Origin of the sequence: Nonomuraea sp. K271 (assembly GCF_009908215.1) — a bacterium.
Lineage (GTDB): Bacteria > Actinomycetota > Actinomycetes > Streptosporangiales > Streptosporangiaceae > Nonomuraea > Nonomuraea longispora.
This window is the reverse complement of the sequence record NZ_JAAAHR010000247.1, coordinates 1-10,693: the sequence shown is the minus strand read 5'-3', so window position 1 is coordinate 10,693 and position 10,693 is coordinate 1. Positions and strand designations below refer to the sequence as shown.

Annotated in this window: 12 protein-coding genes; 4 read left to right on the top strand and 8 right to left on the bottom strand. The window is 67.0% G+C overall.

Annotated elements, in window-relative coordinates; genetic code table 11:
* The first annotated feature begins 516 nt into the window (after positions 1-516).
* A complete protein-coding gene (locus GUY59_RS44110; protein ID WP_138208095.1) occupies positions 517-798 on the top strand; it encodes a hypothetical protein in 282 nt (93 codons plus the stop codon).
* Here the strand turns inward: GUY59_RS44110 and GUY59_RS44105 are convergent, their stop codons facing one another.
* Positions 799-1,362: a GNAT family N-acetyltransferase gene (locus GUY59_RS44105; RefSeq protein WP_138208096.1), complete on the bottom strand. Its 564-nt coding sequence runs from the start codon at positions 1,360-1,362 to the stop codon at positions 799-801.
* Positions 1,363-1,610: 248 nt separating this feature from the next.
* Between GUY59_RS44105 and GUY59_RS44100 the strand changes: the two genes are divergently transcribed.
* Positions 1,611-2,309 carry a recombinase family protein gene (locus GUY59_RS44100; RefSeq protein WP_201762075.1) on the top strand — a complete coding sequence of 233 codons (699 nt, stop codon included), beginning with the start codon at positions 1,611-1,613 and terminating at the stop codon, positions 2,307-2,309.
* A 298-nt stretch (positions 2,310-2,607) separates the two neighbouring features.
* On the opposite strand, the gene GUY59_RS50375 is transcribed toward GUY59_RS44100, so the two are convergent.
* The gene (locus GUY59_RS50375; protein ID WP_269129087.1) at positions 2,608-2,736 is read right to left on the bottom strand and encodes a hypothetical protein; all 129 of its coding nucleotides are present in this window, start codon (positions 2,734-2,736) and stop codon (positions 2,608-2,610) included.
* A 6-nt stretch (positions 2,737-2,742) separates the two neighbouring features.
* Between GUY59_RS50375 and GUY59_RS44095 the strand changes: the two genes are divergently transcribed.
* A complete protein-coding gene (locus tag GUY59_RS44095) occupies positions 2,743-3,084 on the top strand; it encodes a hypothetical protein (RefSeq protein ID WP_138208097.1) in 342 nt (113 codons plus the stop codon).
* Between the two features lie 244 nt (positions 3,085-3,328).
* On the opposite strand, the gene GUY59_RS44090 is transcribed toward GUY59_RS44095, so the two are convergent.
* From GUY59_RS44090 to GUY59_RS50370, 5 genes are all read right to left on the bottom strand, one after another.
* Positions 3,329-3,514, bottom strand: coding sequence for a hypothetical protein (locus GUY59_RS44090; RefSeq protein ID WP_138208098.1), 186 nt, complete (start codon positions 3,512-3,514; stop codon positions 3,329-3,331).
* Positions 3,515-3,990: 476 nt separating this feature from the next.
* Entirely contained in the window at positions 3,991-4,521 is a 531-nt protein-coding gene (locus tag GUY59_RS44085; protein ID WP_138208099.1) for a pyridoxamine 5'-phosphate oxidase family protein, read from the bottom strand.
* A gap of 797 nt (positions 4,522-5,318) precedes the next feature.
* Positions 5,319-5,912: a TetR/AcrR family transcriptional regulator gene (locus GUY59_RS44080; RefSeq protein WP_138208100.1), complete on the bottom strand. Its 594-nt coding sequence runs from the start codon at positions 5,910-5,912 to the stop codon at positions 5,319-5,321.
* Positions 5,913-5,970: 58 nt separating this feature from the next.
* Positions 5,971-6,330, bottom strand: coding sequence for a DoxX family protein (locus GUY59_RS44075; RefSeq protein WP_138208101.1), 360 nt, complete (start codon positions 6,328-6,330; stop codon positions 5,971-5,973).
* Positions 6,331-6,994: 664 nt separating this feature from the next.
* Positions 6,995-7,117, bottom strand: a complete 123-nt coding sequence (locus GUY59_RS50370) for a hypothetical protein (RefSeq protein WP_269129086.1) — start codon at positions 7,115-7,117, stop codon at positions 6,995-6,997.
* Between the two features lie 73 nt (positions 7,118-7,190).
* Between GUY59_RS50370 and GUY59_RS44070 the strand changes: the two genes are divergently transcribed.
* Positions 7,191-8,531 carry an OmpA family protein gene (locus GUY59_RS44070; protein ID WP_161715041.1) on the top strand — a complete coding sequence of 447 codons (1,341 nt, stop codon included), beginning with the start codon at positions 7,191-7,193 and terminating at the stop codon, positions 8,529-8,531.
* Between the two features lie 136 nt (positions 8,532-8,667).
* Here GUY59_RS44070 and GUY59_RS44065 read toward each other — a convergent pair.
* Positions 8,668-10,693: ATP-binding cassette domain-containing protein (locus GUY59_RS44065; protein ID WP_161715040.1), on the bottom strand; the 2,026-nt coding region annotated here is incomplete at its 5' end.

The window sequence follows — 10,693 nt, the reverse complement described above, 5'->3', positions numbered from 1 at the left end:
CATCCCGCGGACTTGAGCCGACGGATCGGCTGCATGGGGTTTCGTCCCCAATCGAGGTCGGAAGACCGGTGCGCGGTTGACTCCGAGAAGCCGTGGATGGCCCAACCCCGACTGACTTCGAAGAGCCATCATTCGCCTACATCGAACTCTCCTTCACGTTCAGGACACACGAATACGGCAGAAACGCACCGCGCCAACCCCTGACCGGACAGAAGCGTAGCTCTGTCCGGTCCACCCAACGACATTTCCGCAGGCCGGCGCGTCGGTGGCCATGTGGACCGCAATCCGGCCCAGGGTTGGGCACGGTCATCCACAGCCGCAACCCCAGCCCCGGCCTCGCCGTCCGACCCGGTCGGCGAGGAGGCGGTCCGGCGCGAGAACACCAGCCTGCTTACCCAGATGATCGCCGACCTCGAAGCCCGCCTCACCGAGCCGGCAGCGGGCTGACCGCGACCGTCATCGCGTCAAGGCAGCCCGTCCCCCCGCACTCCAATGAGCGGCCAAGGAGCCCCCGTCATGACTCCGCTCGAACGAACCCTTGCCAGAGCCCTCACCGAGGTCGTCATCAGGCTGGATCACAGCGACGACGACGCCATCACTCCCGAGGCCACGATGGAGGTGCTGGAGCCGGTGATCGCCCTGCTGCAGAACCTCCCCGCGCAGGATCGGCAAGCTCTCGCCGATCTGATCAACCAGTTCGCGCACCAGGAGACCGACCCTGACCGGCATCTGACCGCCTGGGAAGCGCCCGAAACCACTGGGTCGCCTAGCCTGAGGACCGCTGTGTTGATGCTGTGATCAGATTTTGAACATGGACAGGGGAGCCGTGCAGAGGGTCTGCTCAGCATCGAACCACTCGAACGTGCTGATGGGGCGGAAGCCAAGGCGGGCGGCCAGTTTCAAAGACCGCTTGTTCGCGGTCTGGGTCACGAGCAAGACCGGCTGGTCGGGGAGTTCGTCAGCCGCAGCGCGCAACGCGGCCGTTGCGGCCTCGAAGGCGAACCCCGCGCCCCATGCACTGCGCCGCAGCACATAGCCCAGTTCCAGTTCCTCGCCATCCTCGGTGACATGTCCGGGGCTATCAGTCGACCGGCGGGCGAGCATCAAGGTCCCGATAAAGCGGTTCGTCGTCTTGTCCGCGATGACGTAATTGCCAGGACTGGATGTTGCGTCGCCAGTGACGACTGCATCGAAGCGCTGCTCGACCTCACTTCGAGGCCGGGGACCACCGATGTATTCCTGAACCTCAGGATCAGTCGAGAACTCGATGAATCCTTCACGGTCGGCATCGTGCAACGCTCTGCGAAGCAGGAGCCGCTCTGAAGGGACTTCCGTGGCAGATAGCGTGGGCAATCGGCTCATAAGCCCGTGATCATAGGATACGGGACCCTTGTCCGGGACTGCCGCGCCCGCCCGCGCCCGTGACGTTGATGCGCACCTCGCTGGCCTCTAGAACGTTCCCCTGGTTCCCCTCGCGCGCACCAGCCAGCCGGACAGGGACCTCTCGACGATCCATCGGCGCACCGAACGCGAGCAGCCTACTTGCCTGACGTGGCTTACAGACCTTCAAGCGGCTGACCAGCTACTTCGCTCAAGAACCCCAGATAACGATGGATTCAGCCGCCGCCGTCGAACAGTTCGATTGTCCGATGTGTGAGGCGCCCGCGGGCAGCTCTTGCCGGACGCGGGGCGGCAAGGTCGCGCCCAAGTACCACACGCCGCGCTTCATGCTGGTGCCGCAGCTGCGTGCCGAGCTGGAGGTGCGTACTCCCGCCGAACGCGGGCCCGGCCGCGTCTGGCAGGCGGGCCCGGCCCTGGACGTTGCGGCGCCTGCGTCCGCGGCCAGGCCGACCCGGGTCGGCTATGCCCGGTGCAGTACGGCGCAGCAGGAGCTGGACAGCCAGCTCGACGCGCTGAAGGAGGCGGGCTGTGAACCGGTCTTCGCCGAGAAGATCAGCACTCGAGTCAAGGTGCGGCCGGAGTTCGCCAAGGCGATGGGGTACGCCCGCACCATCAAGCAAGCCGTCCCGCATCAGCGCATGATCTTCACGGTGCATGAGATGAAGCGCCTGGGCCGGGGCGCCGCCGAGTTGCTTGCCATCGCCGAGGATCTGCGCCGTCACGACATTGAGCTGGAGTTGCTGAGCGGCCCGCATCGCCCGCAAGCTGGTCATCCCCGCGGGCAAGAACAAAGGCCGGCACCCCTCGGTGGCCAGCGTCTACCGGGTCCTGTCCGACGACGGCTCGGCTATAGCCGGGAGTTGAGCACGGCGCCCACCCCCCCGGTCGGCAGGGCGAATCCCGTATAGAAGCCCTCGGTCAGAGTAAACGCTAGGTGCGCTGGCTCCGGCAACGTGCCTGTCGCGGACCGGCGCCCGACGTTGTCCACTGCCGGGCCGCGCTGCCCAACCCGGCTGGCCGCCCTTCCGCGGGCAGGCGTATGGTCAGCGGTCGAGCGTGATCAGTTTGAGGGCTTTTCGGACGGCAAGCTGACGGGGCGCCAAGATCGGCTCGTTGCCGTTTCCCGTATCTCGGCTGGACCCGTTCACCGGGGCGACGTCATGAGGCCGGCGATTACGGTGTGGACCAAGGCCTTCTCCTCGCCGGTCAGATCCATGAGGCGGTGTGTGAGTTGTCTGTGTGGACGTGGGCCTGGAGCCCCGACGCCCTGGCACCGGCGAACAGGAGGTCGGTGAAGGCGAGCAGGAGGGAGGCAGACTCGGTGGCGGAGTCCACGTCCTGATGCTTGTCGAACTCCGCGGCGAGAGCACGCAGACCTTCCGCGAGGCCCGGCTCCGGCACGGCAGGGCTCCGGCGACCCGGCGCGCCTGCTCGGCTGACCTGTCCTCCCAGTTCGACCAGTGCCAGCCAGGCCACCCCTGCCCCACGTTCCGCAGGGCACCGCGCAACGTGGAGGAGGTCCAGACGCCGGCGGTCTGGTCATCAAGGTCGAGGTGGACACCGGCGATGACCTTGCCGGGGCAGGAAGTGATCGTCGGCCAGGCAGAGCGGTGGTCGTCCAGGCTCCTCGCCCAGCTGCGGATGACCGATTCGGCCGAGTCGACGAGGTGGGCCCGTGTCTGACCTTGGTGCATCACGGTGACCAGCACGTCGCACCATTCTTCGCCCGCCCGTGGATTCCCAGGGCCTGTCGCGGCAAGGTCGGTGGCGTGGCCGGCTGCCGCCTTGAGCTGCTGAAGGCCGTCATAGGCCCACTCCACCCGCCAGCCGGGCCAGGTACGGGCGAGCGTCACCAAGGCCGCGAGCCGGTAGCTCTGATCGGCGCCGCAGTGACAGAACAGCAGCAGTCGCCGTTCGTCATGGTCGATCAGACATGCACCGTCGCATTCGAGCTCCACATCCATGAGCTCACCTCGCGCTGTCGGCGGGCGAACCGGGTTGCAGATTCAGGGCCGGGCAGGAAGTCGAGTTCGAGCTGGTAGGCGCCCCACTGCGAGTAGTAGAGCCCGAAGGTGCCGTCCTGCATGGTGGCATATTGTGCGCGACTACCCATGGCCCCACCGTAATTGAGATGTCACTTGCTGTGAGGCTCTTGCCGGAAATCCTGTGCAGGCGACGGCCGGTGGTCTGTAACGGAACGCCACCTTCACGACGGCGCGCCCGGTCATGTCGGGATGCGATCGGTCGCCTGCCATGCCGTAGCCGCCGCGTTGTCGAAGAGCGTGGTGCTGACCTGCTGTCCTGTCCCGCGCGGGCTTCACCGATCGCGACGTCATCCAGCTGGGCCTCATTGTGCAGAGTGTCGATGGCCACCGAGGTCTACCCATACTCACGACGTCCCGTATGAAATCAACCTTCGTCCTCCCTCTCGCAACACAGCAAACATGGGCGGACAGATCCCCACCCATGCCGAACGAACCGATAACGCCACTACGCGGTGGCCTCTCATCGCCAAATGGCGCTGAGAGGCCGCTTCACCAGGTCTTCCAGCACGTGGCCGGTCCCGATGCGGCACGTGCTGCAAACAGATCAGGAACGGGACGCCGCAGTGAGCTTGGCGATGTCGGGGGCGTAGACGCTCATCCAGTGCGGATGCAGCCGGTAGTAGACCACTTCGTTGTCCCAGTCGAAGAGGTCGTCGCCGTAGAAGTCCTTGAAGTAGGCGAGCAGGTCCGGCCAGTCCGCGGCTGGCTCGCTGTGCTGGGGGTTGAGAATCTCCACCGTGCCGTGCGTGAACACGCCCAGATCCTCGCCGCGCATGTGCGCGGCGCTGACGGCGGGCCGGGCGGCGAGATGGCGGGCCTTGGCGGCGCCGCGCGCCGTGCCGAAGTGCCACTTCCCGTGCAGGAAATGCCCGTCCACGCCGCTGATCCGTGGCTCGCCCTTCGCCGTCACGGTGGATAGGGCCAGGGTGCACATCCCGGCGAGGACCCCGGTGAGCTCCTCTGCGGTCAGTGTGCTTTCGGTATTGATGAGCGAGCGGAGATGCGAGCTGGAACGGGAGAGAGAAGCGTCCAGCAGGGCCTGCAGCTCTTTGAGATCTTCTTGTGTTTCGCGCATTGCGGGTCCTTGTCTATCCGTAGGGCTCGGTCCACGTCCTCCATCGGCGCCGACCAGCGAACCATGCTCGCCTCAAAACCCGACATCTTGTGTCACGATTTTCATCGGTTGTGCGAAACCACCGGGGCTGCTCGGCAGGCGAGCGGTCGCTCAAGCCGTCTCGATGACGGCCCGCGGACCGCTGGCCCACGACGCCCGGAGTACGGTTCGGGGCCTACCGCACGGTCTCCTTCGACGGATGCAGTTCTCTCGAGGCCCCCGGCACCGTCCGTAACCGGGCCTGGCTGGGCAGCCCTGGCCACGGCGGCTATCCCCCTGCTGGAGCTGAGGACGCTCGCCGATACCGGAACGCGGGCCCTGATCGGCGCGGTCTTCGGCCCCACCGGCGAGGGCGAAAGCGGCTATGCCCGCCGCCTGCTGCACCCGCCGGAGCCGGACATGCTCCTGTCAGGGCAAGGGCTTCGACGGCAACGCCTTCTTCGCCCAGGTCAGCGCGCCTAGGTGCTCGGTCGGCTGCGCAGCAACCGGCGCACCCCATCCTGGCCACACTCACCGATGGCTCCTACCTGTCCGTGACCGGCGCCTTGCAGGATCCGCGTCATCGAGGCCCGCGTGACAGTGACCTGCACCGACAGCACAACCTTCACTGGCACCTACCGCTTGGCCACCACATTGACCGATGCCCGCCGCCGGTGCTCATGCTCTATCAGCTCCTTCGCACAGTGATGGTCGACGCCGCCGATTCAGTCTGCAATAGACATGGCCGGGGTACGAGTGAAAACCGGCGCGTGGCGAGGTCATGGTGGTGGCGTCGTGTCATCCCGTGTCTGGCTGGAGCTGTCCGGTACGAGTGGTAGGAGGATTTCGTAGAGGTCGTGAAGCTGGTCAGCGTCGACGGGGGGAAAGACGACGGTTGCTCCAACCGCCAGCAGGTAGGGCAACAGGGCCGCCGTCCGGGCCTCCTCGTCGCTGGCGACGGCTGATCTCCACACCCGCTGGAGTGCGGACAGTCTGGCCTCGTCAAGGCGGGTCTGCACGGCACGCACATCCGCATCCCATGTCGCCCACGCTCGCAATGCGACATCGATCTCTGGACGATAGAGTCCTGTGCCGCCAGGGCGGACGAGCTTCGTCAACCGTGCGAGGATTACCCGGGCACCAGCCGATTCACCGACCTCGGAAATTGCATTCTCGAACATTTCAATCGATAGATGCTCGAAATAGGCGAGAAGCGCTTTCTTGTACCCCTCGGCGCCATCGAAGTGATGGTGGAACGATCCTTTCGACAGGTTGAGTCGAGCGGCGATCCGGTCGATGCGAATCCCTGCCGCACCTTCTTCCGCAAGGACCTTCAAGCCTTCGTTCAGCCACCGGGCTCGTGCCGTGCTCATCCGGCAAACGTACCATCGGGTATGGAGCTGTCCGCGCGCGCCGAGGCGCAGGCGAGCTTCATGCCATGAAGCTGTAGACGCCGACCGCGACGCAGATCAGCAGCATGGCGGTGGCGTTGAGGAAGAGGTTGCGGCCGAAGTCCCGGGCCGCGATGTGCATCGCGATGGCGACCATGAAGTAGAGGACGAGCGCGACGCAGGTCGCGGCGCCGAGATACGGCACCCAGATGCCCAGGGTCAGACCGGCCGCGGCGGCGAACTTCAGCGGTGGCATGATCCACCAGTAACGTCGCGGCCAGTTCACGTCTTCGAAGCACTGGGCGATGAACGGAACGGGCTTGATGCACATGACGGCGTCACCGGCCTTGATGATCGCTAGGACGACAACCGGCCAAACCGGATCGGGCAATGCTGACATGTCTCTCCTCGGACAATGAATTGCTCACGATGCGCTAATACCGTACCATACCGTATAGTATTGCCAGAGCCTGACATGGACGAGCTCGTCCTTGGCGTGCGGGTGCCGAAACGCCGGCACGCGATGGATGGGCGACGCGCCGGTCCTGGTGCCCATGAGAGAAAGAGGGGTGCGTGACGCGATCGGCTGTGCGCGTTCGGGAGAGGAAGAGTGCGTGGCGCACGAAGGCTGCCGGCAGCGCGGGCGCGCCAGACGAGTGCTGGAATCGTCATCGACTACAAGTGCGGCTGGGACAGTCCTGCATGGTTGCTACGGGTTCGCACTGAATAAGTAAGGACCGCGATCGGACGACCGCAGCTCGACTTCCCCACTATGCACGTATCACCCAAGGCCATCCGAAAAGGAGTCTCTCATGCAAAGAAAGCTACGGGCTGCAGGAGTTGCCGTAGGCCTCGCCGGTGCAATCCCTACCGGCTCTCGCGCGCAGGAGTACGAGCCGCACGCGATCGTCAAGTCAGTGATGGACGTGGTAGCTCCGGGCTTGTTCCCGGTGGTGTCGCATGCACACGCCTGACGGACGGGACACCTCTGGCCGGGGTGTGTGCATCGCTCTCACGCGGTCTGAGCGCCAACATTTCGGACGGGATATTCTCTCTCCCAATCCTCATCGGATCCTGGCCCTGAGCGCCGTACTCACGCTGGCCACGGCCGGGTGCGGGGTGCTGCCGACGAAGGAAGCCGCGCCCCCGCCCACCACCACCGCACCGACGTCGAGTGCCCCGGGCACCAGCGCTCCACCCGCCACCGCCACGGCATCGGATCACGGCACCCGACCGGCCCTGAGCGATACCCGCAGCACCATGACCGAGAACCTCAAGGTCGAGGTCGTCGGCCTCAACCGCGTCAAGGGCAAGCACCTCATCGCCCAGATCCGGCTGTCCAACACCGGCACCGACAAGCACCTGTCCTGGCCCGGCGAGATGGGTGACCGCACCCGCCCCCTCGGCGCGATCAAGTGGGCCTCCGGCATCGGCGTCCTCGACGCGCAGGCCCGCACCTGGATCCTGCCGTACAAACCCGCCGGCTCCCCCTGCCTCTGCAGCGACCTGGACCGCGACGGCCTCGGCCGCTTCATCGACCCTGGCCGGTCGATCACCGTCTACGCGGTGCTGCCCGCACCGTCGGGCAACCCTGCGACGACCACCGTCGTCACCCCCGTAGGCCCGCCGATGCTCGACGTGCCCATCAGCGACGAAGCTCCGACCGGCGATTTTCCCGACCCCGATGCCGAGCCTGTCACGCCCGTCATCCGCCGCCTCATCCTCCCCTCCGAGGCCCTGGACAAATCGGAGGAGACCGCCGACGACGGCAAGGACCTGCAGGTCAACCTCTCCTCCGACGTGCTGTTCGCGGTCGATAAGGCCACCCTCACCCCCGAAGCCAAGTCGATCATGGCCCGCACGGCCAAGCTCATCGACGCCTCACCCGCCACAGTGGTGACGGTGGCGGGCCACGCCGACTCCTCCGGCAACGACGCCATCAACGACCCGCTGTCGCTGCGCCGTGCTCAGGCGGTACAGCGCGCCCTGTCGGCGCTGCTGTCCAGGGGCGGGATCCGCTTCCGGGCCAAGGGGTACGGCTCGCGCCGCCCGCTGTACACAAACGACAGCGATGAGGGCAAACGCCGCAACCGCCGCGTCACAGTGACCTTCCCCAAACCCCAGCCCGCTACCCAGGAACCGGTGGCCACGACCGCTCCCGGCGCGACCGGCCTGACCGGCACCACCAAGGCCGACGGCCGGCCCATCGCCATGGAGGTCGCGGGCCTGCGCCGACTGCCCGGCGGCCTCGGCCTGCTCACCTACAAGATCACCAATGAGGGATCGGCCGAGACCTGGTTCAATAACCTTCACCACGCCCAGGACTGGGAGGCGTACAAGTACCAGGCCGCAAGCAACGTCCGCGTGACCGACGTCGCCGCCCGCCGCCAGTACCTGCCCGGCCGCCTCGAGGTCCCCACCGACGACGGCGTGGACTTCTACTGCGCATGCACGGACGTCTCCGGCGTCCGCATCAGCACCGAGAAGTTCGCACCGGGGCAGACCCGCGAGTTCTGGAACCTCTTCGCTCTGCCCGACACCGCCGACACCCTCACGGTCAAGATCGGCCCGTTCCGCGACCTCCACGTCCCCATCCAGTGACGGCAGCCCGGCCGTCCCGCGCTCATGGAGGTCCGGCAGCCGATCCCAAGGACCGCGCCACGATGGGAGCGCTTGCCAGGCCTCGGAGATCGTTTGACGTAGCCGGCGGACACACGCCGGACGCGCTCCCGGCCCTCTACAGGCGCGCGCCTTCCCGCGTTCCCAGGAGCGGCAGGCCCGCCGCGTACCGCCGAAGGAAGACGGCGGTCGGGGTCTCCGCAGTCGCGACGGTGTCCGGGGTGCCCTCCGCGACCACCGCACCCCCGTCCGGACCGGCTCCGGGCCCCAGGTCGATCACCCAGTCTGCGGACGCGGCGACGGGGATGTCATGCTCGGCCACGACGACGGTGTTGCCCGAGTCGAGCAACACATCGAACGCATCAACCACCCGCTGGATGTCAGATGGGTGTAGGCCCGAAACGGGTTCGTCGAGAACGACAAGGCCGGCCCTGCGGCTCGCAGCGCCTCGCTGGATCGCCGACGCGAGTTTCAGCCGCTGCGCCTCGCCCCCGGACAACTCCGTGGCGCTCTGGCCGAGTTGGAGATAGCCAAGCCCGACCTGGTCCAAGGCTCCCAGGATCTCCGCGAGCTGCCGGGGCTCGGAGAACTGCTCCACGGCCTCGGCGACGGTCAGCTCCAGGACCTGATCGATGGCCAGCCCTTGGTACCTGATGTCCAAGGCCTCCGGCTTGTAGCGCCGCCCCTCGCACGCGTCACAGACCACCCACACATCCGGCAGAAAGTGCATGTCGACCAGCTTGCGGCCGTATCCCGTACACGTCTCGCAGCGGCCGCCATTCGCGGTGTTGAAGCTGAACCAGGAGGCGTTGACCCCGCGCCCGCGCGCCCCGTCCGTTTCGGCGAACAGTCTGCGGACAATGTCGAACGCCTTGCTGTAGGTGGCCGGGTTGGATCGCGGCGTCCGCCCGAGCGGTTCCTGATCGACGACGGCGACCCAGCTGAACCCCTCAATGCCGGTCACCTCCCGCACCATGTCGGTCACCGTTCCGTCCAAGGCGGCCTCCACACTCGCCGCCAGCGCACTGAGCAGGCTGCTCTTGCCGCTGCCGCTCACCCCGGTCAGGCAGGTGAGCCGACCTGCAGGGAAACGCACCTGGTCTGCGGTCACGTTGCGCGCACGCAGGCCGTGCAGCTTCACCCAGCCGGTGTCATCCCCGGCCGGGCGGCGGGTCCGGCCCAGCCGCGGCCCCTCGCCGGCGAGGTAGCGCCCGGTCAGGGACTTCGGGTGGGCGGCCGCATCGGCGGGAGGCCCCGACACCAGGACCTCACCGCCGAGGCGACCGGCACCGGGCCCCATATCGATCACCCAGTCGGCCCGGGCGATCAGCTCGGGATCGTGCTCGACGAGGAGCACCGTGTTACCGGCCGCGCGCAACTCCAGGGCGATGTCGAGCAGATGCGCCTTGTCCGCGGGATGCAGCCCGGTCCCGGGCTCGTCCAGAACGAAGATGATGCCGCTCAGCTCGGTGCCGAGCTGAGCGGCGAGCCGGGTCCGCTGCAACTCACCACCGGACAGCGTCGCCGCGCTCCGGGACAACTGGAGATGGGCCAGGCCGAGCCGGTCCAGGATTGCGAGCCTGCGGTTCAGGTCCTGCAGCAGCGGCTCGCCCACCTCTCGCTGCCGGGAGCACAGGGTGTCCGCCACCCGTTGCGCCCAGCTGCGCACCTCCTGTACTTCCACCTCGATCAGGTCGGGGTAGGTCAGCCCGCCGAGCCGCACGGACCGGGCCACCTGGTCGTACCCGCTGCCGCCGCAGGTGCCACAGGGCTGCTTGCGCATGTACGGCAGGTAGCGCTGCTTGGCGCTGGAGGTCTGGGCGTTCACGAACACCCGCTCCACCTCGGCGAGCGCTCCCCGCAGCGGCTGGCTCGAGGTGTAGGTCACCAGAGCCGTCTCCTTCTTGTTCGTCATGTCGATGGTCGCCTCGACCTTCTCCTCACCCGTGCCGTACAGCACGCAGTGACGGAACTCCTCAGGCAGCGACTGCCACGGCCGGCCGAGGTCCACGCCCCGCTTCTCGGCGAGCGCTGGTACGAACGCGTGCTCCCCCGATCGCCACTTGGCGTACCAAGGCGAAGCCCCTTGGAAGAGCGGAAGCTCCGGATGGGTGATGACCAGGTCCTCCTGCGCCTCCCAGCGC

What these genes read in the sequence shown, in the direction of transcription:
- GUY59_RS44110 (WP_138208095.1), top strand. Translation starts at nt 517, where the DNA reads ATGACTCCGCTCGAACGAACCCTTGCCAGAGCCCTCACCGAGGTCGTC.
- GUY59_RS44105 (WP_138208096.1), bottom strand. Translation starts at nt 1,362, where the DNA reads ATGAGCCGATTGCCCACGCTATCTGCCACGGAAGTCCCTTCAGAGCGG.
- GUY59_RS44100 (WP_201762075.1), top strand. Translation starts at nt 1,611, where the DNA reads ATGGATTCAGCCGCCGCCGTCGAACAGTTCGATTGTCCGATGTGTGAG.
- GUY59_RS44095 (WP_138208097.1), top strand. Translation starts at nt 2,743, where the DNA reads ATGCTTGTCGAACTCCGCGGCGAGAGCACGCAGACCTTCCGCGAGGCC.
- GUY59_RS44090 (WP_138208098.1), bottom strand. Translation starts at nt 3,514, where the DNA reads ATGGGTAGTCGCGCACAATATGCCACCATGCAGGACGGCACCTTCGGG.
- GUY59_RS44085 (WP_138208099.1), bottom strand. Translation starts at nt 4,521, where the DNA reads ATGCGCGAAACACAAGAAGATCTCAAAGAGCTGCAGGCCCTGCTGGAC.
- GUY59_RS44080 (WP_138208100.1), bottom strand. Translation starts at nt 5,912, where the DNA reads ATGAGCACGGCACGAGCCCGGTGGCTGAACGAAGGCTTGAAGGTCCTT.
- GUY59_RS44075 (WP_138208101.1), bottom strand. Translation starts at nt 6,330, where the DNA reads ATGTCAGCATTGCCCGATCCGGTTTGGCCGGTTGTCGTCCTAGCGATC.
- GUY59_RS44070 (WP_161715041.1), top strand. Translation starts at nt 7,191, where the DNA reads ATGACCGAGAACCTCAAGGTCGAGGTCGTCGGCCTCAACCGCGTCAAG.